At 52.2% G+C, this 24,805-nt stretch carries 24 protein-coding genes; 3 read left to right on the forward strand and 21 right to left on the reverse strand.

Annotated elements, in window-relative coordinates:
- Position 1 precedes the first annotated feature (1 nt).
- From flhB to PLF13_00840, 18 genes are all read right to left on the reverse strand, one after another.
- Entirely contained in the window at positions 2–1,072 is a 1,071-nt protein-coding gene (gene flhB / locus PLF13_00755) for a flagellar biosynthesis protein FlhB (protein HOP05796.1), read from the reverse strand.
- 6 nt (positions 1,073–1,078) lie between these two features.
- A complete protein-coding gene (gene fliR, locus PLF13_00760) occupies positions 1,079–1,867 on the reverse strand; it encodes a flagellar biosynthetic protein FliR (GenBank protein HOP05797.1) in 789 nt (262 codons plus the stop codon).
- A 248-nt stretch (positions 1,868–2,115) separates the two neighbouring features.
- A complete protein-coding gene (gene fliQ, locus PLF13_00765; GenBank protein ID HOP05798.1) occupies positions 2,116–2,385 on the reverse strand; it encodes a flagellar biosynthesis protein FliQ in 270 nt (89 codons plus the stop codon).
- A gap of 19 nt (positions 2,386–2,404) precedes the next feature.
- The gene (fliP, locus tag PLF13_00770; protein ID HOP05799.1) at positions 2,405–3,157 is read right to left on the reverse strand and encodes a flagellar type III secretion system pore protein FliP; all 753 of its coding nucleotides are present in this window, start codon (positions 3,155–3,157) and stop codon (positions 2,405–2,407) included.
- 85 nt (positions 3,158–3,242) lie between these two features.
- Positions 3,243–3,839, reverse strand: coding sequence for a flagellar biosynthetic protein FliO (locus PLF13_00775; protein ID HOP05800.1), 597 nt, complete (start codon positions 3,837–3,839; stop codon positions 3,243–3,245).
- Between the two features lies 1 nt (position 3,840).
- Positions 3,841–4,464 carry a flagellar motor switch protein FliN gene (gene fliN / locus PLF13_00780; protein ID HOP05801.1) on the reverse strand — a complete coding sequence of 208 codons (624 nt, stop codon included), beginning with the start codon at positions 4,462–4,464 and terminating at the stop codon, positions 3,841–3,843.
- A 3-nt stretch (positions 4,465–4,467) separates the two neighbouring features.
- Positions 4,468–5,463 carry a flagellar motor switch protein FliM gene (gene fliM / locus PLF13_00785; protein HOP05802.1) on the reverse strand — a complete coding sequence of 332 codons (996 nt, stop codon included), beginning with the start codon at positions 5,461–5,463 and terminating at the stop codon, positions 4,468–4,470.
- Positions 5,464–5,475: 12 nt separating this feature from the next.
- Complete coding sequence (locus PLF13_00790; protein HOP05803.1) at positions 5,476–6,060, reverse strand: flagellar basal body-associated FliL family protein; 585 nt, start codon at positions 6,058–6,060, stop codon at positions 5,476–5,478.
- A gap of 2 nt (positions 6,061–6,062) precedes the next feature.
- On the reverse strand, positions 6,063–6,287 hold the full coding sequence (locus tag PLF13_00795) for a flagellar FlbD family protein (GenBank protein HOP05804.1): 225 nt from the start codon (positions 6,285–6,287) through the stop codon (positions 6,063–6,065).
- A gap of 6 nt (positions 6,288–6,293) precedes the next feature.
- Positions 6,294–8,246: a flagellar hook-basal body complex protein gene (locus PLF13_00800; GenBank protein HOP05805.1), complete on the reverse strand. Its 1,953-nt coding sequence runs from the start codon at positions 8,244–8,246 to the stop codon at positions 6,294–6,296.
- Between the two features lie 107 nt (positions 8,247–8,353).
- Complete coding sequence (locus tag PLF13_00805) at positions 8,354–8,758, reverse strand: TIGR02530 family flagellar biosynthesis protein (protein ID HOP05806.1); 405 nt, start codon at positions 8,756–8,758, stop codon at positions 8,354–8,356.
- A 6-nt stretch (positions 8,759–8,764) separates the two neighbouring features.
- A complete protein-coding gene (locus PLF13_00810) occupies positions 8,765–9,457 on the reverse strand; it encodes a flagellar hook capping FlgD N-terminal domain-containing protein (GenBank protein HOP05807.1) in 693 nt (230 codons plus the stop codon).
- Between the two features lie 9 nt (positions 9,458–9,466).
- Positions 9,467–11,074 (reverse strand): flagellar hook-length control protein FliK, encoded by a 1,608-nt coding sequence (locus PLF13_00815; GenBank protein ID HOP05808.1) that lies wholly within the window; start codon positions 11,072–11,074, stop codon positions 9,467–9,469.
- Positions 11,075–11,082: 8 nt separating this feature from the next.
- Positions 11,083–11,877: a hypothetical protein gene (locus tag PLF13_00820; GenBank protein ID HOP05809.1), complete on the reverse strand. Its 795-nt coding sequence runs from the start codon at positions 11,875–11,877 to the stop codon at positions 11,083–11,085.
- A gap of 228 nt (positions 11,878–12,105) precedes the next feature.
- Positions 12,106–13,413, reverse strand: a complete 1,308-nt coding sequence (gene mtaB, locus PLF13_00825; protein HOP05810.1) for a tRNA (N(6)-L-threonylcarbamoyladenosine(37)-C(2))-methylthiotransferase MtaB — start codon at positions 13,411–13,413, stop codon at positions 12,106–12,108.
- Positions 13,414–13,456: 43 nt separating this feature from the next.
- A complete protein-coding gene (gene priA / locus PLF13_00830; protein HOP05811.1) occupies positions 13,457–15,844 on the reverse strand; it encodes a primosomal protein N' in 2,388 nt (795 codons plus the stop codon).
- A 107-nt stretch (positions 15,845–15,951) separates the two neighbouring features.
- Positions 15,952–17,358 carry a tetratricopeptide repeat protein gene (locus PLF13_00835; protein HOP05812.1) on the reverse strand — a complete coding sequence of 469 codons (1,407 nt, stop codon included), beginning with the start codon at positions 17,356–17,358 and terminating at the stop codon, positions 15,952–15,954.
- Positions 17,359–17,449: 91 nt separating this feature from the next.
- Entirely contained in the window at positions 17,450–18,793 is a 1,344-nt protein-coding gene (locus tag PLF13_00840; protein HOP05813.1) for a DUF4139 domain-containing protein, read from the reverse strand.
- 238 nt (positions 18,794–19,031) lie between these two features.
- Between PLF13_00840 and PLF13_00845 the strand changes: the two genes are divergently transcribed.
- A complete protein-coding gene (locus PLF13_00845; protein HOP05814.1) occupies positions 19,032–20,243 on the forward strand; it encodes a glycosyltransferase family 4 protein in 1,212 nt (403 codons plus the stop codon).
- 169 nt (positions 20,244–20,412) lie between these two features.
- Positions 20,413–20,832, forward strand: coding sequence for a Rieske (2Fe-2S) protein (locus PLF13_00850; GenBank protein HOP05815.1), 420 nt, complete (start codon positions 20,413–20,415; stop codon positions 20,830–20,832).
- Between the two features lie 74 nt (positions 20,833–20,906).
- On the opposite strand, the gene PLF13_00855 is transcribed toward PLF13_00850, so the two are convergent.
- Positions 20,907–22,424 (reverse strand): T9SS type A sorting domain-containing protein, encoded by a 1,518-nt coding sequence (locus PLF13_00855; GenBank protein ID HOP05816.1) that lies wholly within the window; start codon positions 22,422–22,424, stop codon positions 20,907–20,909.
- 179 nt (positions 22,425–22,603) lie between these two features.
- Between PLF13_00855 and PLF13_00860 the strand changes: the two genes are divergently transcribed.
- Positions 22,604–23,314 carry a cytidylate kinase-like family protein gene (locus PLF13_00860; protein HOP05817.1) on the forward strand — a complete coding sequence of 237 codons (711 nt, stop codon included), beginning with the start codon at positions 22,604–22,606 and terminating at the stop codon, positions 23,312–23,314.
- Between the two features lie 7 nt (positions 23,315–23,321).
- Here PLF13_00860 and PLF13_00865 read toward each other — a convergent pair whose 3' ends face one another.
- On the reverse strand, positions 23,322–23,705 hold the full coding sequence (locus tag PLF13_00865; GenBank protein ID HOP05818.1) for a CoA-binding protein: 384 nt from the start codon (positions 23,703–23,705) through the stop codon (positions 23,322–23,324).
- 270 nt (positions 23,706–23,975) lie between these two features.
- On the reverse strand, positions 23,976–24,731 hold the full coding sequence (locus PLF13_00870) for an FAD-binding oxidoreductase (protein HOP05819.1): 756 nt from the start codon (positions 24,729–24,731) through the stop codon (positions 23,976–23,978).
- Positions 24,732–24,805 lie beyond the last annotated feature (74 nt).

The following is a 24,805-nucleotide window of genomic DNA, read 5'->3' on the forward strand; positions in this document are numbered from 1 at the left end:
GTTACCTGACTACCTTCTTTTTGAGGCGATAGACATAAGCCAGCAACTCAGCCACAGCCTTGAACAGCTTCTCAGGCACGACCTCGCCGATCTCGCACAACTTGAACAGGGAACGAGCCAGCGGTTTATCCTCGATAACCGGGATGTTATGCTGACGAGCTATTTCCTTGATGCGCTGAGCCACGAGGCGCGCGCCTTTGGCGACAACCATCGGGGCGGACATTTCTTCGGGATCGTATTTTAGAGCTACCGCCAGATGGGTAGGGTTGGTTACCACGACATCGGCTTGCGGCACCGTCCGCATCATGCGCTGGCGAGCCATCTGGCGTTGAATCTGACGTACACGAGACTTGAGCTGCGGGGAACCCTCAGTCTCTTTATGCTCTTCCTTCAGTTCCTGTTTGGACATCCGGATTGATTTCTCGAACTCGTATTTCTGGTAAGCGTAGTCGAGTACGGCTATCACGACCATGATGCCGCCGACCTTGAGACCAAGCATTATGGCCAGCTTGCCCATGGCCGAAGCGAGTTGAGCCACGGTCATATCGGGAAGCAGGAAAAATGATTCAAACTCACCATCGATCGCCTTGTAGGCCACGATGCCGACAATCGTCAGCTTGATCAGATCGCGGCCGAGTTGGACGACGGAACGAGCCGAGAATAAACGCTTGAAGCCCTTGACCAGGTCTAATTTTTCGAATTTCGGTTCGAGCGACTTGGGCGTGATGCGGAAACCGACCTGCACGACGTTCGCTACCAGCGCCACTATCACTACCACTGTGAGAACCGGCGCCATTATGGTAAAGAAGCGAATCACGTATTGGCTGAAAACCGTGGCAAAAGTCGGGTCAGAGGCGGCGATAGTCGCCGCATTAGCCATGGTATACCTCATGAGCATCTGAGCCTGAGCAGCCATATACGGACCGAGGGCATACAGAGTCAGGAAACCGAAAATCAACATCGCGGCGGCGTTAACCTCCTGCGATTTGAGAACACGACCTTCCTCGCGGACTTTCTGGCGCCGCCTGTTAGTCGCTTTTTCAGTTCTTTCCTGGAAACTCTCGTCGGCCATGTACGGCTACGCCTCCCCAAGAGCATGGAAAATGATGAACATCTGCCGGTCGAGATAAGCGGTCGACTGCTTCAGCACGTAGGCAAAAATCGGCAGCGACATACCCATCACTAAGAGACCGGCAGCAATCTTGATCGGGAAACCGACAAAGAACACGTTCATGGTCGGCATCGTCTTGGCAATCGTGCCCAGGGCGACATCGGTCAGGAACAGCGTGATCATTACCGGTGCGGCAATTTTCAATCCGATTACGAATAGATAAGCAGTGTACTTGATCACCATTTCGCCGACAGCCGCCCCCTGCCCCATGCCGCCGGGCGGGATAACCGTATAGCTGTTGGCCAAGGCCGAGACCACCAGGTGATGACCGTCAATGGTCAGAAATATCAGCACAGCCAGGAGATTCCAGAACCGACCGAGAATGGATACCTGATTGGAGAGGTTCTTGTCATAAACGGTCACGATGGCAAAACCCATCTGATAACCGGCTATGGAACCGGCCGTAAAAACGCCGATGAACAACAGCTTGAAAATCAAGCCGATGATCAAACCGATCAGGAGTTCCTTAACGGCAAGCCCGGCCAACTGCCAGACCGACCCGGCCACCGGAACAGCCTGTGTCGAGAGCGATGACATCAGAAGCATCGACAGCAGAATCAACAATCCGGCTTTGACCAATCTCGGAATCTGACGCTCGCCCAGAACCGGAGCGATGACGAACAACCCACTGGCTCTCATGATCACCAGAAGCAGTAGTTGCAGTTTATCGGACCCGTAGTTTATGAACTCAAACAAGGCTGTATCCCATACACTTGTGGTTACTCGGTCAAACTGTATTTCAAACCCTGTGCCAATCTGAAACGCACTATTATCCCGCGGTAATCCCCAATGATTCAATCGCTTACGAGATCGTTAAAATTAACCGAGAAATTGATCGGTCTGTTTTTGGAAGAATTCTCAGGTTATGCTGGGAACGTTTTGACCAGTGAGCAAAAAAGAGACAGCAACCGGCCGGTACGGCCGGTCGTTAACTAAAATTGGGGCTATCCGACAAGGGTTGGAATCAACTCGAAGATATGGCGGGTGAAATCGGTCGCCATGTTGATCATCCAGGGAAGGAAAATCAACAGAGCCGTAGCCACGGCCAGGATTTTGGGGACAAATGTCAGGGTCATTTCCTGAATCTGGGTAATGGCCTGGAACAAGGCTATCAGAACGCCGACCACAAGTCCGAAAAGGAGCATCGGTCCGGCAATCATAACCGTCAACATGAGGGCTTCACGCCCGATACTTACAACCATTTGCGGTGTCATGTTTGACCTCTCTCCTTCTTCACATGTGGAACGATTCGACCAGCGACTTGACCAGCAGATACCAGCCGTCAACCAGGACGAACAACAGGATTTTAAACGGTAAAGATACGATTACAGGCGGCAGCATCATCATACCCATGGACATGAGTACTGAAGCCACAACCATGTCGATCACCAGAAACGGGATGAACAGAACGAAAGCAATCTGGAACGCAGTCCGCAGCTCCGAGATCACGAATCCGGGCACGAGCACTTCAAGCGGAACATCAGCGGCGGTCTCGGGACGTTCGAGCTTGGCAACATTGACGAACAGGGCAAGATCTTTTTCGCGCGTCTGGGCCAGCATAAACTTTTTAAATGGATCGACCGCCCGATCGAACGCCTCTTCCTTGCTGATCTGATCCTCCATGAACGGTTTGATACCGTTGTTGTAGGCATCACCGATAATCGGCGACATGATGAAGAAGGTCAGAATCAGAGCCAGCGACACCAGCAACTGGTTCGGCGGCATTTGTTGAATCCCCATAGCCTGACGCAGAAATGCCAGCACTACCACAATTCTGATAAACGATGTGATCATTATCAGGATCGACGGCGCGAGGGCCAGCACGGTCATGAGGATAACTATCTGGAGAGTAGTGGAAAGGCTGTCGGAGTCTTCGGCCTTACCGACCTCGACCGAGACACTCGGGAGTGTTTGAGGAGAAGCGCTGCTCGGAACCAGCATAAGAGCCAGCAGTACGAGCATAGATGTGGTGATCAGTTTTTTCATGTCCTATATCTTCTCCGCAGGATTCGCAACATCCATATTGCGAACACCGCCCTGCGGTGATCCTATTATTCCGACCTGGAAACAGTTACGATTCCAACGCCGGTTCTTTTCGTTTCAGGCCCATCCTGGCCAGATGCTTTGCCGCTTTTCCGATCAACTGGTCGAATCCCTGCGCGGGCAGAGGTTCTTCCTTATCGGCCGCCAGCAGCTCGGCGGTTTGGTCTTCATCCAGTTCGATCAGCATCGAGATTTGCGATTCAGTCATTCCAATGAGAACCGCTTTCCCGGCAACACGAACGAGGGATATTTGTTTTTTAGGTGCGAGATAGGTGGTTTCAATCACTTCCAGGCTCTTGCCGGAACGATTGCTGCTGAATTTCTTGCCCATCGTCTTTTTCAGCAACAGCAGACCCAGATAGATGCAGGCGACTACCGCAACCAGGGCGATCCCCATACGCAACAAAGCCGGAGTAACGGACCCGGAGAACTCCTCGGCCAGAGCCGTGTCACTCTCCTCCGCAACGGCTGATGCCGGCGCTTCAGCGGTCGGGGCAGTCTGCTCAATCGCCGTCACGGCCGCATTACCGGCGGCTTTACCGTCGCCGACACTTAACAGCGCCAGACCGGCGAAAGCCACACCGAGAATTACCAGCATGGTTTTCCATGAGGTCTTCGGTTTCATCTTACTGCTCTCCGAGCGCCCGGAGACGTTCTTCGGGACTGAGCAACTGAGTGATACGAACGCCGAAGTTTTCGTCGATGACGACCACTTCACCGCGAGCCACCACCTTGTAGTTTACCAGCAGATCAACCGGTTCACCGGCGAGTTTGTTAAGCTCGACCACCGAACCCGGTCCCAGCGCCAGAATATCCTCAATGGTCATCCTGGTACGACCCAACTCGATCGAAACCGGTAAATTGACATCAAGAAGCAGATCGATGTTCTGTTTATCATCTTTGTGGGAGGACTCCGTCAACTGCTGAAATTCAGCCTTGGCTGCGGTGGCGGCGCCGAAGTCAATATCTTCGGGGCGTGCACCGGCGTCATCCTGCGGCAACTCATCAAGCATTGCCAGCATGGCCGCCTCGGCATCCTCCTCCGAGACATCACCCTTGTTTATCACCGGTCCACGACCGCCTCGCGGCAGATCGTTAAGCAGCGCTTCAGCCTCAGGATCGATGGAATCGTCATCGGCCGTGAGATTCGGCGTATCGTTTTCGGAAGCGGCCGCGGCCGCCGACTCATCCTGAGCGACAGCGTCAGCCTGAACTTCTTCCGGGGTTTCCAGTTTGTTTTCTTCGGTCATTTCCTATATCTCCTGCTGTTCCAGATCGCATCGTTCGGTGATCTGAATAGCCTTCTTTTTTCCGGACAAACCCGGGCGCGCCAGGAATTTTTTGCGTTTGTTGACAAACACGTTGACGGGGGTAGAAATGCGGGTGTCGGCCGAAACGATATCACCGGCCTGTAACCGCAGAAAATCCTTTACCTTCAGATTGGTCTTGGCCAGTTCCGCCCAGATATCGACATCCACCCGAGAGACGTTGCGGTAGTTGGTCTCACGGTCAACTTCATGCACCCGGCGCTTGGTGGCGTCAATCCAGTTCTGCGCCGAGAGTTTGGTGATAATCGGTTCGAGTGAAACATAAGGATAGCAAATCGTCAGCAAACCGGTCGACTGGAACAGTTTGATCTGGAACGATACCACCACCACCGTTTCACCGGGGGGAACGATCTGAATGAACTGCGGATTGGTCTCGAAGCTCTTCTGCTCGATCTGGATCTTCAGGATGTTTTCCCAGACTCGTTCCAGATCGGCGTAGAGCTTGCCGACCAGACGTCCTACTACCGTTCTTTCGATACCGGTCAACTCACGTTCGGTTTCGAGAATCTTTCCGTTGCCGCCGAACATGCGATCGATCAGCGAGAAGGTCAGTGTCGGATTGAAATCGACCAGGCAACCGCCTTCCATCGGCGGCGCGGCAAAGGTATACGTGCACGAAGGTGTCACCAGAGACATGATGAACTCGGAGTATGTGATCTGATCGACCGAGACCAGATCCACATCGACGATCGTCCTGAGCACAGCCGACAACGTCGAGCCATAGTGACCCGCGAAGTTGTCATGCATGTTTTCAAGAGTCCGGATCTGATCCTTGGAGACACGGTTGGGGTGTTTGAAGTCGTAGGCAATGACCGATCGTAATTTGTCATGGTCAAAGCTGTCTTCATCCGGCCCGTCGTCTCCGGCCGTCACGGTCGTCAATAGAGCATCAATCTCATCCTGAGAGAGAATCTTCGCCACGTCGGTTCCTTCCTATTGCAGCACGAAGTCGGTAAAATAGACACCGTTGATTTTATCAGTTTCCATAAGAGCAGCTACGCGTTTTTTAATCTGATACCGCACGATTTCCTTCTGCTTGGGATCAGTCAACTGCGTAACCGATTTCGACGAAAGAATCGTAATCAAGGCATCACGTACTATCGGTTCGCGGTCCTGAAACTTGGCTTCCAATGAAGGTGAACCCAGTTCGAAACTGACCGAGGCCGAGAGAAAGCGTGAGCCTCCGGTACCGGCCGGATTAACCACGATATCTTTCATTGCATATATGATCGATGATCCCTTGCTTTTCCCCTCTTCGCCATGACCACCGTGACCTTCACTTTCGTGGGAGTCGTGGGAGGATTCAACCACTTCGGTTTCTTCCTCATCTGCGGGAGTTTCCTCCGAAGAACCGGACATCATCGGCTTTATCACGAACAAAGCCAGGAGCACACCGATAACGATAGCTCCGACACCTATTCCTCCGAAAAGGATCATCTTGTTGCCGCCTTTGGCCGGCGGCGGAGCGGCTTCAGCGTCGCCCGTCTGGACCGTAGTCTTTTCGTCGTCCGCTGCCATAATCAGCTCCCTTCGATAATCTGTTCGGTGTCCACCTCTTCAGGACGGACACCGGACTTTCTCTTAAATTCAGCCACCCGCTCGATGATATCGTCGATCGACTCCTTGACCATGATCTTCTTCCCGGTGGTCAGACAGATAATTGTCTCGGGGGTGGTCTCGACGAACTCGATCAGTTCAGCGTTGACCACCAGCGGCGAGTTGTTGATACGGGTAACTTTAATCATTGCCTATTACCTCTTGATGTTCACCAGCTCATCGAGCATTTCGTCGGAAGTGGTGATAATCCTGGCGTTTGCCTGGAAACCGCGCTGAGCCGTGATCATACTGGTGAACTCCTCGGCAATATCCACCGAGGAAGATTCCAGCGCACCGGAGAACAAGGTTGCGCTGACCGTTTCACCGGCGACACCTTCGAGCGCCTCACCGGAGTTACCGGTCGGCTGGTATTGCGTATTACCGGTCTTGCGCAAGCCGGCTTCGTTAGTGAAATCAGCCACCATGATTTGAGCCAGAACACGGGTGATACCATTGGAGAAGATACCGGAGATATTACCGGCCTGATCAATGCTGATTTCTTCGAGAATACCGAGTCCATAGCCGTCCTGACCAACGATGGCGGCAGTGTGCGAACCGCTGCCGAAGCCGGTGAGTCCGTCGAAATTACCGACAGTACCGGCATCGATCTGAATGGTCATATTGGACGCGCCGTTCTGCGGGTCGATCGTGATGCCGCTGGCGCCGCCGTTGTAGGCGAACGACTCAAGCGAACCATCGGAGTTGAAGCTTACATAGCCGCTTCCCCCGGCGGTAACACTTTCGGTTCCCGTCATCGAAGCAGTCCATTCCCAGCGGTTGCTGACAACCGACTTGAAGAATTCAATCGAAATAGTATGTTTGGTACCCTGTGAATCATAGATAGACAGGGACGCGGTGTGGGTGGTCGGCAGAGTGTCAATAACCAACTCCTGCCCGGCCGAAGTAGCCTCGATTCCATCCGTACCGGTTCGGAGTGAGATACCGTCTCCGCCGATATCATCAAGTCCGATTACCATACCGGTCGTTTCATCGTACACCAGCGAGAGATCGGTTTCCACCGGACCGGCGGCAACGCCGGTACCCTGATCAGGCTGGAAAGAATCGATCGCAACGAAAGTAGAGGCAGCGCCACCCGTGGAAGTGAAAGTGGTACCAACCGGTGATCCGGCCGGCAGGAAAAGCTGATCCACGATATTGCCCGCTGCGGAAGCCGATGATTCGAAACCGTATTCGATCGGATCCCCGGCGCGATCGCGTGTAATCTGAATTGCATTGTTGCTGTCAAGCTCACAACTCACTCCGGCGATCTCGTCGATTGCCGAAATAAGATCCGATACGGTCGAATCGGCTGTAAGACCGGTAATGGATTCAGTGCGGCTGTTGTCGATCGTAATGTTGAAACCGGTAAAATCAGTCACACCGAGATCACCCAAAGTGGATGTAGAAGCCAATCCCTGTCGAGCACCGGAATAACTTGCTTGTAGCGCCTGAGCGCCGGTGATCGATATCGTGTGAGTACCTCCGACACCGTCTTCAGCAGTACCGGTAACGGCAATCACGTTGGATGATCCCGCCGAAATCAGGGAAGCATCAGAATCGGTAGCGGTGGCATCAAGGTTGTTGGCCAGCGTAATCATCTCCGTCGCACGAGCCGGATCCTGCTGTCCGAACGGCAGCGTGATGCGATCAATCGTCGCCAGCGACGGAATACGGCCGGAGGAATCAGCCATCTTTCCAAGTACGTAAAGACCGGACGACGGATCGACCAGGTTGGAATCGGCATCAAAACCGAACGCACCGGCGCGAGTATAATAACGGTTGTCGTTATTGTCGCCCAGAATGAAGAAGCCGCTACCCTGGATCGCCAGATCGGTGATCTGACCGGTCGTTTCAAGACCGCCCTGTTCGAAGACGCTGTCAATCGAAGCGACCTGCATGCCAAGGCCCAACTGGACCGGATTGGTACCACCCGATACGGAAGTCGGTCGACCGGCGCCGCGATACGTCTGTACCAACGCCTCCTGGAAATTTACCCGGCTTCCTTTGTAGCCAATCGTGTTGATGTTGGCGATGTTGTTACCAATCACGTTCATCTTGACCTGGTGGTTGGTAAGCCCGGACACACCAGCAAAAAGTGATGCCATCATGGTAGGGATACCTCCATAATTATGCCCAGCGCCTCTCCATCAAAATGGAGTCCAGCTCTGGTTGTAATCCTATTGTTTATTCTCTTCATCTTATTCTCGAAACCATGTCAGATAATCACCGCCGAGTCGATCGATGTGACAACTCCGTCACGGAGGTTATTCTTGTCGAACACGGTTATAACAGTGCGATTCGGAACAGAAACTACGAAAGCCGCATCCTCGGATAAAACCAGGGTTTCCTTGGAACCCTTGTCACCGGCTCGATCCAGCGCTCCGGCCAGCTTATCAAGCTGGTCGTCGGACAACTCCAGGCCACGCGAGTACATACGGTCATGGGCGTGCTTGGAGAATTCGATACCCCGCGACTGAGCCAGTTCCCGCGAGAACATATCCTTGAAGGAGGTCTTCTCGGTTTGTTCGGTCTGGTTCTGAGACTGGGTACGCTGAGCGATCTCGATGAGATCGACCGGACGCTGCTGCTGAATGATCCTTGTTCCGGAAATCGCCGACATAACTATTTATTCCTCGTCGAATCCGCCCGATTCAGCAATTTCACTGATATCACCAAGAGCGACTTCGACACCGTTCACGGTCAGGTAAGCACCGCCGTCGCGATAGGTGATCTTCTCGACGGTACCGGTCAGTTCCATCGAAGGCTCGAACGTTTCACCGGAAGCGGCTGTCGCGGTAGCCTCGATGTAGTAATAACCGTCGTCGACACGATTACCGATGGAATCACGTCCGTCCCATTCGATCGAGTTGACACCCGGCACGACATCTTCAGCCGTGAGCGTGGTCACAGTGTTGCCGTCCTCGTCGGTGATCGTGAACGTTATCTCAGTGGCATAAATATCGGTGGTGTAGTTGATGTCGGAGGCTTCACCATCCTCGACATAAACACCCGTAAAAGTAGCCTTGACATCACGGCCGATCAGAGTCGAAGACATGGTGTTATTGATTGACTGCATTTGCAGATAATCCCATTCGTTCGATTCGGTGATGGCGTCGGCGATGTTACTCATCTGCTCGAGTGATGAGAACTGAGCGAGCTGGGCAATGAAATCCGTGTCGTCTGTCGGATCGAGTGGATCCTGGTTCTCCAGCTTGGTAACCAGCAGTTGCAGGAATTCATCCTTGCCTAAATCCGACGAAGCTGTAGTCGTATCTGTCGTGCTCGTCGTGGTATAGGTTACGTAAGGAATTTCAGTCATGGTTTTCTCCTATGCTAAAAGGTTCACGCCCGAAGAACCCAGTTGTGCCGTTTCGTAGATCGGCATCGCTACTGAAGATTCCGTGGTCGAGAACGATAGCGAATCCAATTTTTCGTTTATAAAGCGCGGGCGACGTGACCAGTCGGACTGACGATTGAATAACTGGTCCCCCCGATCATCGCTGCTGACGTTGACATCGATTTGATCGAACTTGATATCGGCTTTGTCAAGTTGTTGGCTCAGCTTATCGAGTGAGCCTTCGATCAAGGCCTTGGCTTCGTGAGTCTCAACGGTTAAGGTCGCCTTAATCGTGTCGTTCTGAAGACTCAACTTCAAGCGAGCCGGGCCAAGATGATCCGGCTGGATGCGAATCATAACCGACTGGCCGTTCGGCTTAAGTGTCTGATTAAGCCGGTCCGGAATATCGAACAGAACCTGTCGGGTAGTCGTTTTCGAATCGGTGTCGCTTGAGATGTCGCTAGTCTTATCCGTAAATTCCATCTGCCCCGGATCGACGACTGCGGTATTGTTCGTTTGAACGGAGCCGGTGGTGAATTCGGAAGTGTTACGCTCCGGCGACACCGATGCCGACTGCGGCTGGGCCGGGCGTAACACCAAGCAATTTTCCTGGTCCGTGTTGTTTTGCGGCTGATAGCCGGCCGTGTCGGCGGCAACTTTATCTACGGACAAATCATTTTTAGCGGCCTGCCGATTTTCAACAGCCGTGATATTGCTCGGCATCAGGCGGCTTTTTATTTCAAACGCGCTGCCGTTTTCTTCGGCAATCAGCGTGACTGTAACCGGTTTCTGGGTGTCGATCGTGGTAGCTTCGGAGGCCTCGGTATCGATGCCCTGACTGATTTCAAGTTGCTTAAAATTGAGATCACTAAGAAGCTGCTCCATCCGTTGCTCAGTTTGAGACATACCATCCAAACTCACTCGCTGAACCGAAGTAGTCTGATTCAGATCGTTGAGAATCTGCGCCGGAAGAGTGATTTTTACAGTTTGAGACGGTTGTTCGGAAGGGTGAACACTCAAGCTGAGCTTCTTGTCGATCACTTGACTGTCTTCAACCGTGTACGCACCGGTCTTGATCTCGGTCGGAACTTCCTGCAGCAATCGACGGAGCGAATCATTGGTCAGCGGCAGGTTTTCCGGTAATGACAGAGATTCATCGGTCGGCATGAACATGGAACCGTCAGCCGCCTGATCCTGAGCAATTGTTCCATCGATGCCAACGGTTACGGCATCAAGCGACGGTATCGACGAAGAACTGACTGTTTGATCCCCCGGATTGAGGGATATGCCGTTCTCCAGGCTGGCGGTCGGGGCTTGAACAGGCAGTGTAACTTGACCGGAAAGCGCCGCCAGCAGTGATTTGGCCGAATCAGTATCAGAGGATTGACTGGCCTCATCAAGCGCCATGGAGAAATTCTCCGCATTCCCCGGCAGGACGTTGGTAATATCAGTATTCGACTGACCGAACAACTCGTCGAAAAGCACCGCGAACGGATTGCCTTCGACATTACCGGTCGACTGAGCGCTTTGCCCGGTTTCGGGCTTACCCTCACCGGTTGGCAGGAAGAGCTGGTCGAGTATGTTCAGTCCGGGATTCATTATATATACTATTTCTCAGAAATCGTGATCATCTTCTGCGACAGTCGCGCCGCCCTTTGCGGAGGCATCAAGGCAAGCAGCGACGAAGCATTCTTGGTTTTCATGCGCGGGATCAGCGCCACCATCGTTTCATCATCAAGGTTCTCAGCCAACTGGGCTACCGACCGCGGATCCATACCGTCATAAAGTTTGGCCAGTGAGCTGATGCGAGCAGTCTCGGCCTGTTCGAGCACAAGCAACTTGCGATTGACTTCGTTTTCGAGCTTCTGCAACTCACGGTAACGGTTGTTGACTTCCTGTTCGCGCTGGTCGAGTCCTTTTTCACGATCGGCCAACCGGGCTTTCTCACGGTCGAGCCAGTTCATATTTTCAATGGAGTCTTCCTGAGACATTCCCATTTCCATCCCGGGGATATCCTCAGCCTCGGGTTGATAATCGAGAAAAGCCAGGTTTTCCATAATGTCGCCCAGAAGACTCGGGTCGTCGGTCTGTGCCGTCATGCCCTCGGTCAATTCTTCTGCGATCTCTTCCGCTGTGGGAGTATGAGCAACTTCAGCCTGGGCGGCTTTGGTGCTGTCAGGATGATTAGTGGTTTCTGAATGCTCAGCCGGTTCAGTCGCTTCTTCGGTTTGCGACACAGTATCACCGCCTGACATCATCTTAAGAGCAACTACTGAAACACCGGCCACAACGACTACCGCCACCAGGCCTATAATGATATACTTCATCATGCCGCCGGACTTGGCGGGAGCTGGTTCTGGTGTCGCCTGTTGGGCTTCAGCGTTGTTGTTTTCTTCAGTCACAGATATACTCCTAACCTAATTCTCCGGCTTGATCCTAAGCATGCAGCGTGCCAACATCAACCGCGCAGCGCTAACGCGCTGTTGTACACCAACTTAATACTTGGAAGGCGGAAGTGATGCGGATAGGTAAAAGGAGTCTTCTGGAAAAAACTTCCGGAAATAACCGGTCAGATGTTCCACTAATCTCGAATTAGTGATGCGATGTGATGTGATGCGAGCGGCAGACGACTAGCAATCTATGACAGAACCTAGAAGATGCTCGGGAGTAGCTGATTCGATGCGAACTTTTACGATCTTTTTTCCTGAATCCAGGTCCGAAGGCAGCGTTACTCTCAAATAATTGTCGGAAATGCCCAGATGACGACCGTCAATACGGTGTTTGAATTCTGAGATAACCTCAAGTGTATCACCGACTTGATCCAAATGAGCAAGACGCAGGCGTTCCCGTGATAAAGCTGTCAATAGCTTAGCTCGATGCCTGATCTCCTCCGGCGCCGTTTTATCCGGCATTGCAGCCGCTGCGGTGCCGGGGCGATCGGAATAGGAAAAAACATGCAGGTAATTCAATCCTGCGCGTTCCACCAGTTCAATGGCCTGCTCGAATTCCGCTTCGGTCTCCCCCGGAAAACCGACAATCACATCGGCGCCAATCACCGTTCCGGGGCGAGCCTGATAGAGTCGGCTCAGTTTGGCGGCAAATTGCTCGCGGTTGTAGGGCCGTCGCATCAGTTTGAGGATCCGATCCGATCCGGCCTGAAGAGGAATATGCCAATGACGACAAATGCGATGACCTGCGGTGCGGTACAGCTCGATCAGGTCGTCGTCAATCGTTTGCGGTTCTATCGAAGAAAGCCGGAGGCGGTAAATCTCAGTTTCGCTTAACAATAGCCGACATAATCCGGCGAGATTACGAATCGGGGGCTGGTGCTCCGGATCCTGGTAATAACCCATGTTGACTGCCGTCAGAACAATTTCACGATACCCCGCACCGACCAGTGATTTAACTTCGGCAACGATATCATCAGCCGGTCGACATTTCAGATTGCCGCGTACGATTGTGACCAGACAATAAGCACAGGTTTGATTGCAGCCATCGGAAATTTTTATCCAGGCTCGGTTACGCTGATAAAACTCCGCCAGGCCGGTCGGCTCGGTCGAACTGAGGCCAGAAAAAAGATCCGGTAAACGGGGCGGCAAGAGGTCACAGAGGAATTCTTTCTCACTGTTGCGGATGACGACATCAACCTCAGGCAAAGCCAGAACCTTTTCCGGGTCGGTTTCGACATAACAACCAACCAGAACTACTTTGGCCCTGGGGTTATCCCGTTTCGCCTTACGGGCCAGATAGCGGCTGTCTTTGTCGGCTTTGTGGGTGACGGTGCAAGTGTTTATAATGTACAGATCCGCCGGTTCGTTTCGCAAAACTCGTTCGAAACCGAATCGGGATAGATCGGCGGCCATTTTCTCCGTTTCGTATTGGTTGAGTCGACACCCTACCGTCTGAAACGAGACCTTGCGGCGTTTCTCAGCAGTCATAACATTTCCCATATAAACGTAAAGGCGATGAACATTGAAAGACTCACAGCATATCCTCCGGATCGACATCGACACCGATTCTTACGGCCGCCGGAAGATTAAAACGAGTCTGACTTCGTTCCCAAGCAGTCAGTGCCTTGATCAGCTTGACTATTTGACCGGTTTTGACGAACAGGTGTCGGCGAAAACGTCCGCGAAGATATCCGAAAGTACAGGGAGCCGGGCCTAGTATCTGAGTCGAAATCCCGCATTGTTCAACAATTCTATCGAGCGAAGAGCGAAACGATTTCGAGGCCCGGATTACGAGATCCTCGCGTGCGGAGCTGAAAACGAAGTTGACCAGGTGCGAGAAAGGGGGATAATTTAGCGCTTCGCGCGATTCGATCTCACGCTCATAGAACGAATGGTAGTCCTGACGCGCGGCATCGTCAATCAACGGGCTTTCCGGTTGAAAAGTCTGCAAGATCACTTCCCCGGCTTGATCGGTGCGACCGGCTCGCCCCGCCACCTGGAGCAAACGGTCAAAGGTTTTTTCCGATGCCCGGAAATCCGGCAGATAGAGGCTGGCATCGGCAGAAAGTACGCCAACCAGTGTTACGTCGGGGAAATCAAGTCCCTTTGTAACCATTTGAGTTCCGAGAAGGATGTTCTGTTTGCGAGCGCCGAAATCGGACAGAATTTTAAAAGCGCGACTGCGACCACCGGCTGAATCGGAATCCAAACGTATGGGGACCGCATTCTCGAACAAGCGAGGTATGATATCTTCGATTTTTTGCGTTCCGGCGCCCAGATGTAATAATTCAGAGCTACCGCAGGCAGAACAAACCCGGTAGTCCGATTCCGTATAACCACAGTAATGGCAGGTCAGACGAGCGCCCGCTTTATGGTACGTGAGATTAACCCGACAATTGGGACACCCGGGGACATGACCACACTGGGCGCATTTTACCTGTGGTGAAAATCCCCGTCGGTTCAAAAAGAGAATCACCTGACGATTATTGTCCAACCGGTCCTGGACCGCTTTTTTCAAGCCATAAGAAAAGGCATACAGATCACCGGCAAGACGGTCGCGCCTCATGTCGATAACTCGGACCGACGGCAGCCTGGCGCCAACCGGACGAGTTTTCAATTCAAGAAGTCGATAGCGTTTTCTCTGCACATTATAATAGGTTTCCACCGACGGTGAAGCGGTACCCAGCAACACCGGTATGTTGCTGATTTTACCCCTCATAACAGCAGCATCACGACCGTGGAAACGAGGAGCCGGGTCGCTCTGTTTGTAAGAGGAGTCGTGTTCTTCATCGACAATAATCAGCCCCGGATCACATAACGGCGCGAAGAGTGCTGATCGGGGACCGATCACCAAACGATAACGGCCGGTGCGGATACCGCGAAAACTCTCTGCCCGTTCGGAATCCGACATAGCGGAGTGGATTATCGTAACCTGATCGCCGAAAAATCCCCGGCAGAAAGCCAGCACCTGTCCGGAAAGAGCGATTTCCGGGACCATTAACAAGGCGCTTTTACCTCTGTTCAGGAGTTCGCGGCAGATATGGCAATAGACGAGGGTTTTGCCGGAGCCTGTAATACCATGAAGGAGTGTAACGGAGAATCCGGCATCGAGAGAGGCAATCATCTGGTCCGTTGCGCATTGCTGTTCTTCATTCAAACGGAATGAAATAACATCGTCACGCGGCGGTACGAATTCCTGTACGGAGACACGGGCTTCGCGAAAAACCGGTTGCAATGCGCCTGTTTTGGCGGCTTCACGAATCTGGTAGTTGGTCCACCCCTGTTCGCTTAGATCCGATGCGGACTTGATCCCCTCGAACAACTCCGGTTGGAATCGGCGGGTTTGGAAATGGCGAGTCCAGATATCGGCAGCACCTGTGCGATAACCAACTAAACGATTAGGTCCGGAATCATTAACTTCCGGCCATACCTCGGTAATCACTTTCTCTTCGATAAGCCTTTGCCAGAGCTTGCGGTCCCTGCGAAGTTCTCTTTCACGCACCGAAGACAGTAATCGACCGGCCTTTACCTGACCGAGGCGAGTTTGATCGGCCCAGTTCGGTGGTTTTTCCCAACAATAGCGGAGTGTCCGGCGACCTTTCATGGTTGGCGGTAAAGCCAGGGTCAGAGTGTCGGCAGGATTAGCAAAGTAGTAATCCGAAAGCCAAAGGCAGAAGTCGAACAACGTTTGACTGAAGAGAGTTTCAGCATCCAGAACAGAATGAATTTCTTTAAGGCTGACGCCTTCTGGTTTGCTCCCTGGACCAACATAGAAACCGATCTTATTGGAACGACCGAACGGGACAACCAGACGCTGTCCCGGTTGCAAATCAGGTAAATGCTCAGGACGGAGATAGGTAAAAGTCCGTCGCATCGGTCCTGAAACCGCGACTTCGGCCAATGCGGACGGGTTACTCATATCGTTTCTGCCTGACTAAAAACGGCGGCAGGATTATAGGGCCTGCCGCCGTTCATGGATAATTTGAGGTTGTTGCCGATCAGAGAATCAGCGGTAGTACGCTCGATTTACTGGAGTTCCTTCAGCTTCTTGGCTACTTCGGCGGCCTTCTCTTTATTATTCACCTGCTTGTAGAGGCCTTCCAGTTGCTCCCACAGATCTCTCTTGGTCGGTTGTAATTCGACTGCTTTTTCGTAAGCCGTTATGGAGTTGTCGAACTGATCAAGATTGAGATAGCAGTCGCCCAGAGCTACCCAATGATCGGGATTAGTCGGTTGCAGCTTGGTGAGTTCATCAAAGGCTTTGGCTGCGCTTTCAAAATCCAAATCAATAGCGCTGAGAACAGCAAACATTTCCGTTGCTACCAATTCAGAGGGATCAACGTCAAACACCTTGCCGAAATAAACCTTGGCCGAGTCAAGCAAACGATCACGTTCCGCTTTGTACTCTGTTACTTTGGCGGCGTCATCTCCGGCTTCGGACATTGCGTTACCGGCATTTTGTCCCATCTGGTTGTAATACCGACCGATACCGTTGAGAGCATCCAGATTGGCGGGATCAAGGGTCAACATCTTATGATAAGTATTAAGAGCATCCTCGTATTGGCCGCAGTTATTGTAGCAAATAGTCAGATTGAACATCGTTACCGTGTCAATGGCTGCGCTCGGATCATTGTTCAACTTAGCAAGTTCGGAATTAATATATGGCTCGAGGAATGGAACCGCTTCACAATACTGACCAATCTTGATGTAGTCATAGCCGATTGAGAATTCAAGCGCCGAGGAATCGGTCGAGGAGGTAGCGGCTTCCAATCCCTTAGTTTTCCATTCAACCGCTTTCTCTGTCTGCCCGGCTTCCTGATAAGCACTGCCAAGGCCGATATATGAACGATTCTGGGCCGGATCAATGGCCATAGCGATTTCCATATTGGCTACGCAGGTATCGAATTTCGCCTGAATCTTTTCGTCATAGAATGCAATTTGAGTGGAGTCGGTCGTTTGAGCTTTTTCCTGGTTCATGTCGACCATCTCATTGACCTGAGCGATACCGGCATTGTAGAACTCACGCCAGTATTTGACCTTGATTGAGTCAGCCGCTGAGGTATGCACGTCACAATCCTTGCGGTTTTTTTTATCAATCTCCTCGTTGTCGCAACAGGCATGGAGAGAATCGACCAAAGCTACCATCTTTTTAACATAAGGGAGCTTAGCATTCGGGTTGGCCTGATTTTCCATGTAGTCGACCTGCATCTGCGACAGCAGGAAAAGTGCCTCGGCATTAGGGCCGTAATACATTATAAGTGAGTCGAGCATAGCCTCAGCCGAAGGATACCTATCCAAATCGCCGGAAATAATGTCAATCTTGGCTGACTTGATGTAGGCGCCCGGGGGGAGTTTTCGGTCTTTCGCATGAGTGGAAAGGACGAAACCGAGACTCGCCACTATCACCAGAAATAATACAACTGTCTTTCTCACAACAACCTCCAATCTTCACTGCGGATTCTCACAAACAACGTCCGAGAATCTAACAGAAGGTCCCTAGTTTGTCAACTGCCGATTACCAGCCTTACAGGTTGGTATAGCGCACTTTCAGGGTAACCGTGGTCCCCTGCCCTGCGGCAATCGGCAGGTTAATATGGAGCCGGGAGGCATCTTTACGTTCATATTGGGCGTTACAGCTCAGTACTTCCCAGTCACCATACATCAGTTTTTCGATACGCACGGTGATATCGGTATTTTTCCTGTTTCTTATTTCTATTTCGAAGGTGCGGTCGGTAACTTGTCGCGAGATTCTATCTTCGGCCATGACACGTTGCTCACCCACGACATCGAACGCATTCCCGATGGAAAGATTGACTTCTTCATCTCGCGGAGTATGAGAAATGGACTCCTCGCCGAGCATGATCAGGGAACCGTCGTCATCGGCCTTGAACACGCGCACTCGACCGGCCGGAAGGGGCATGCCAAGACCGCTTTGTTCTGAATTAATGAACTTAAGGGAGACATCAACCTTGCTGGGGTCCTGATCCGGACGATAGGTGAACAATTTCTCTACCTTAGTCTCGGCCGGATCAAACAAAGAGACCTGTTTTATCTCCCGATCGGCGATTGTCGCCGTACGCGGCAATGTATATAAGTGATATTCGAAGAAAGCCTTCTCCTCAAAGCTGGGGGATGCCATCGCTTCCATAACAATCCCTTTGGCCATGCGTCGGGGGCTATTGTCGTACACCCGGTTGATGTCACCGGCAACGAGCTTCAGCTTAGCGTCATTATAGGTCTTGCCGGATTGATTGGTTATCGAAGCCCAACCCGACATACCCAATTTACCTTCATCCGAGCTGAGTACGCCGACGTACTCGGCGCTCCAGTCCATGCCGCTGGTCTGATACCCGACCTGAGCCTTGAGTTTTCCGGAAGTTTGCGAGTTGTATAACCAGAACAAGGTCGGACGGGTTATCAATCCCTCCGGAAGACTCGGGAAGTTGATCTCAGCGATATTATCCAGTCGGATAAGCTTAATGCGACCGGAGTCATCCTGCAACGTTACCAGACCACTGCTGTAAGCCAGCAATCGTCCGGCATAGAGACGGCCGTCTTTATCAATCAGTTCAATTTGCTGGTCAAGATACCGATTATAAAGTTTCTCGGGACTGACCAGATCATAAGCATAGTTTTGTTCCAGAATAGCCACCTGACCGGGATGGTCGACCAGTTCGAACCGAACCGAGGCAGGATCGATCTGAGCCGGAACATCACGGAATTGTATCTGGTGAGTGCCGGACTGGAACTCCATCGGGCGGATTTCACTGACCACACCGACGTTGGAATTATAGACCGTCACGGCTAAATCTTCTGCCGAAACCATGGCTGCCGTGAGAATCAGGATGACAATTGCTACAAATCTCATTGTTTTCTCCTTCGTGCCTTATACACCGACCATCCCGAATCCGGAGTCGGATCTGACCTTTTAACTGCTTCATGGTCTCGCCGAGACGGTCCGGGATCAAGTTTTAACGATATTACCCAGGACATATTTAAATCTTCCTAAAAATTACTGAAGTTATTGCAATCAGGCATCTTAGGACGATCATTGGGGAACGTTTTTTATGTTTACGGGTAAACTGTTGTAGGGCAGATTGAGAGGTATGGCAGGCAGATTGAAAGTTCTTCTTTTAACTCACAATTACCCCCGCTACCAAGGTGATTTCAGCGGTGTGTTTCTTTCGCTGCTGACCCGAAGACTCACCGAGCTGGGTCATATAGTGCATGTCGTGGCGCCTCACGACGCCGGTATTCCCGAAGAAGACGAACATGACGGAGTGCTGATTCACCGTTTTCGTTATGCCGACGATGAGGGCGAAACACTCGCCTATCGCGGCAATATGCACGAGGTGGCCCTCGGATCGGTCAAGGGACTGATGTTGTTGCGCCGCTTCCTGAAAGCATTTCAGAATAAAGCTCGGACATTAATTGAAAAAGAGTCGTTCGATTGTCTCGCCGGCCACTGGCTAGTCCCGACCGGGATTGTCATGAAACGATTACGGCGGAAGTTCAAGGGACCGATGATCCTGTCATCACACGGCTCCGATCTGCGGATAATAAGCAAATACGGAAAACTCCCATACAGGTATCTGCGGCCGATGTGCCTGCGCCTCGGTCGCTGGACGGTGGTCTCAAGTTGGTTGCGCAGCCAGGCGCTATTGATCGATCCGACCCTCGATCCGCTGATCGAGGTACTCCCGCTGCCGCATGACGAGAGAGTATTTTATCCCGACGAAAAAATAACACGCGACAGGTTGCTGGTAGCAGCCGTAACGCGATTCACCAAACAGAAACGGGTACGCAACCTGATCAAGGCGTTTGCCCGGGTGACTACCGGTGTACCCAACGCCCGACTGGAGATCTACGGGTCGGGACCGTTACGCAAGGAAATCGAGCGGGAGATTTTGGCCCAGGGACTGAGCCATCAAGTCCGGATATTCGAACCGATCCCGCAGGAAAAGCTAAGGGAAGTCTACAGCCGGGCTTCGATTGTGGTACTCAACTCCTACCATGAAGGATTCGGATTGGCGCTGTCCGAGGCGATGCTCTGCGGCGCAGCGGTGGTAGGGACACGCTCGGGCGGGATTGTCGACATTATCGAGCATCAGAAACGAGGGCTATTGGTTGAGTTGGACGCCGTGGACTATCTGGCTCAGGCAATCAAGAGCCTTTTGACCGACGCCGATTATCGCGATCGCCTGGCTCGAGCCGGACTTGAATTTGCACGGTCGCATTATGCCTCGGGCCCCCTGACGGAACGTTACGCCGGGATTCTTCAGGAGTGTGTGAGCAATTACGGCCGTCCGCAATTATAAAGGGGAATGTTGAAAAACCTCTTTTGCGGCGGAGACAAGCCCCGCCGCTACGCGTTAAAAGACCCTAACCTCGCGTAGCGGGCGACCTTGTGTCGCCCATATTACAGTAGTGTTTTACTGAATATCCGAATGTATGACTTTTTCAACAGTCCCAAAAAGGAGGTGACCCATGTCTGAGGAACTTCCCGTCAATAAGCGCAGTTTCTTTCAACGCTTGTTCGGCAAGTGCATTACGGCACTACCGGAAAACGACAATTGTTTCACGGTCGAAGGCCATCGTGTAACAATCGACCTTGAGGCACTCGGCAACCTTCCCAACGGAGCAGTACGATTGGAAGGAAATAACCTGCCTGTCCGTTTGCTTATAATTCGGGATCAACACCAGGTTTTTCATGTCTTTGAAAATGCCTGTACCCACGGCAAGCGTCGTATGGATCCGGTCTTCGGCCACGATCTGGTTCAGTGTTGCTCGGTAGGGAGATCGACGTTCGATTTGGAGGGACACCGCTTATCCGGTTCGGCTAAATTGGATATAAAAAAATTTCCCGCCGAACAAAACGACGGGAAACTGATCGTCAATATCGGATAATCCGGTTTGGAATCATCACCGGCAGGCAAATCTTCCACCAGCGTGCTCGATTGCCATTTACACAGCCGACAACCTTATTTCAGTAAAAGCATCTTGCGGGCGGCAGTCTTATCGTTGGCGGTCAGACGGTAAAAATAAACACCGGTCGAAGCGGCCGCACCGTCCTGGTCCAGACCGTCCCAGTCCACCGCGATATTCCCCTGTCCAAAACCGGATAGCGTCCTCACGGCTCGACCGGTAATGTCGTAGATGGAGACAGTCCATTCGGTCTGTTTAGCCAGGTTGAAAACAATAGTCGTAGTCGGATTAAACGGATTAGGATAGTTGTTTAGCACTACCGGCGATTCCGGCAATACTTGCGAAGTCAAAACATTGAACGGGTTTCCGGTCGAAGTGACAGCTTCAACTCCGACAACTTCCCAACCTTGTCCCGGCAAATCGACCAGATCATTCAGACCGGCAGAGAGAACATCCTCGCCGGTTTCCGTATCGAATATAAGAATCGTGGTAGTGTCGCCGATGCGACCGACCTGTATAAAATCGTTATCCATCGGTATGACGTTTATCTGCGCCGATTCGGCCTGGGCGAGCTTCACATATAATCCCGCTATCGGCTGATCATTTTCAACCGTCAGCCGTTGATCGGAACCGATATCCATGATCGAAACAGTCGCCGAAGGAACAACCGGATTGAGACGTTCGATCGGCATGATTTCGTGGGTCATCAGCCGCATCATATAAACCATATCGGAAACTGATACCGGGTATCCGTCACGGTTGACATCGGATTGCGTTAACTGCCAGCTCAGATCGATGTCGAAACAAGTTAATCCCCACAAGAAAACACAATTGTACAAAATGACATCGGCAATCTCATAAGGACGGCCGTTGACGTTCAGGTCGCCGCGTCCGTCGTACAAGGTATCGGAACAAACGAAATCTATCCCGCCGTTGACGGCATTAAGCGACTGGTCGTAGATCACAGGATCGAACGCATCGCATGGCCCCTGCGGGGGGGTATAGCCGGGAGTCGGCGCTATTTCCGTATCATAGGGATCGACGACATCGGTTACGGCAAAAACTCTGTCACCACCGGCGGTGAAAAGAACGTTGTCGGTACAATCACGCCAATAGAATCGAACGGGATGAAAAGAGCAGGCCAACGGTGTGAATGGCCGGGTGGTTTCATAGTCGAGCAACATTCGGAGATTCAGTAGTTCCAGGTCATCCCCGGTCGGGGAGCAACCGCTATTACCGGCCATTGCCGTTACAGTGAGAAGGTGTCGCGCATCACCGAGATCATATTCGGGAATCGAATCCTGACGGAAAAAACGATAGGTAAAATACTCCCAGTCACAGGCATCGATATCAGCCCCCGGAGTGATGTTGACTATTGCATAGCGGCTTTGGAGCACGGCCAGGCTGAGTGAGAACGATTTGATCGGATTCTCAAGTCCGTCGGCGGTGATACTAATTTCAGTCCATTCGCCCGGAATGGCGAGGTTATCGGTAGAAATTTGCAACTCAGCAGCGCCGATGGAGCACACCATCAACAAAGCAGCGGTCAGTACAATTCCGATTGTCTTTTTCATTGCTCTTTTTCCTTTAGACATGCCCGTAAGGATGAGTAATAGAATCGAAATAAGATATCTCCCTCGGTTTTAACATATCCAGAGGGGCCGTTTTTTGCAAGTGAAATCAGATACAATGTCTCCGATTCCAGTTGCAACAGTCTAAAAACCGGCGTATGTTATAGTGGAGGTGATACACGGTGGCCTCTTCCATAGAAGCAATTATAAATCGTCAGTTAATGCGCTGGGAGATCGAACGTAGTCGTCGAATCGAGCGCAAAACATCCGTTCCGAGACGACCACAGGTAGTAACGGTAAGTCGCGAGATAGGCAGTCGGGGGAGCTTTTTCGCCGGTCGACTGGCCGAGCGCATGGGCTTTCAACTGCTGCACCGCGAGGTAATCGATGCCATCTGCGCGTCGTCCGGATATCGGCGACGGATTATCGAATCGCTCGATGACCGTTTTCGCTCCAATCTCGACATCCTGGCCGAGTCTCTCGTAACCGGACAGTCGGTGGATCATTCCGACTATCACCGCTACCTGATAAAGATCGTACTGTCGATGGCTCGTTTGGGCGGAGTGGTGTTGGTCGGTCGAGGCGGCGGCTTCATTTTAGGACCGTTGCGTGGTTTTCATCTGCGCCTCATTGCACCGGTTGAGCAACGCTGCACTAACCTGGTAAAATACCGCGGCTTGAGTCATGAGGCCGCCCAGGAAGAAATCGAGCGAGTCGACCAGGAACGGCGCGAGATGATCCGTAAGTTGTTCGGTCAGGATATCGACAATCCGCACCATTATGACCTGGTGATAAACCTGGCCATGCTGGAGCTGGAGGAGTTGATCGAACCGACGGTACTGGCGATTAAATCAAAATTCGAGCGACTGGCAGTCGATCAAGCCGGTAATTGAAGCTGCTTCAGAACTGCTCGGTGCGAAGCATTACGAGAGTGCAGGCCTGGATAGTTTCTATCCCGGCTTTGTTCAACTCAGCGGCAAGTTCGGGATTTTCCGCTCCGGGGTTGAAAATCACCCGGCGCGGTTTGAGTCTGAGAATGCTTTCGCCGGCACTGCCGGAGACTTTGGCATTGACGTAGACGGTCAGGGTATCGATATCCTGGTGAATGTCGTCAAGGGACTTAAGGGAGACAATGCCGTCGACCACATGACCCGAGGGATGCACCGGCAGCGGTTTATGGCCGTATTCCTTCAACATCTGGACAGCCTTGAAAGAGTAGCGCTCTTCGTTGGGGGAAGCCCCCAGCACGGCGACGGTTGATCCGGGATTAGCTCTGACGGTCATATCGATATCCTCGTTTCTGGGCGGTCACTTGCGACCGATTAAGTTATCTTATAACAAATTAGACTAATCCCTTAACCGCAGGAAGGGGCGTTGGGTTCATCCGTCTTGAGAATATTGTAAGTTCCCCTCCGCGGCGGAGACAAGCCCCGCCGCTACGCGCCAGGGAGCCCAACCTCGCGTCGCAGGCGGCCTTGTGTCGCCCGCGATACAGCCGTTTCATGTTGATTATCCGGGTGTACGGATTCTTCAACGGACACCTTCGGCGGATCATCAACCGAGTATCGGCAGGATTGTGGCCGGGTCGAATTTGGCTTTTATCTTCCGGCTGTAGACGACATCGGCCTCGTTGCTGCTTTCTGATAAACCACTCAGGAAATTCTGACGGTCGACCGGAAGCTGTCGCGCCGGAGCATAATCATCGGCCGCGGTGGTAGGCATTACTCGAAAGGTAGCACTGACAATAAGACCGAGCAATCCCCAGGAACCGGCGAATATCTTGACAATATCATAGCCGGAAACGGATTTAAAACAGACCGAACCGGGCTTAATGATCTCCCCCGCCGCTGTTACTATCTGCGCCTTGAGCAGATAACGACTTAACGGCAACGGTTGTTCGTGCAACGAGGCTTTGAGACCAACCGCTACGGCGCCGCCGACCGAACCGACATAAGGCAGATTCGAATGCGGCAACATGAGTCGTTTCGTGATCAAACAGCGATTGATTTCACGCAACGGGTAGCCGGCTCCGATGGTAATGTAAAGGTCGTTCTCGTTGATCTCCCCTACCGTGTTGAGACGGTCGGTTTTGATCGCCATCACTTCGCGGAAAGATTCTCCCGAGGGCTCTATGTTGTTACAGAAGCCGCTGATGAACAACGGTTGACTATGCTGCCCCGCCAGCTTAATCAATGCGGCAGCTTCGTCGGCGCTTTCGGGATGAAAAGTCGGCACCGATTTCTGCCAGGTGATACGGTCATCCGGAAATACCGACCGAACCATTTCAACGAATTCATTCAATTTCGACATGGCTCGAAGATAGTCCTCCCGACGCATCATTGTCAACAGAAACAGAGAAGGGCAGGCGCATAACACCTGCCCCA

Source organism: Candidatus Zixiibacteriota bacterium, assembly GCA_035380245.1.
Taxonomy (GTDB): domain Bacteria; phylum Zixibacteria; class MSB-5A5; order GN15; family FEB-12; genus DAOSXA01.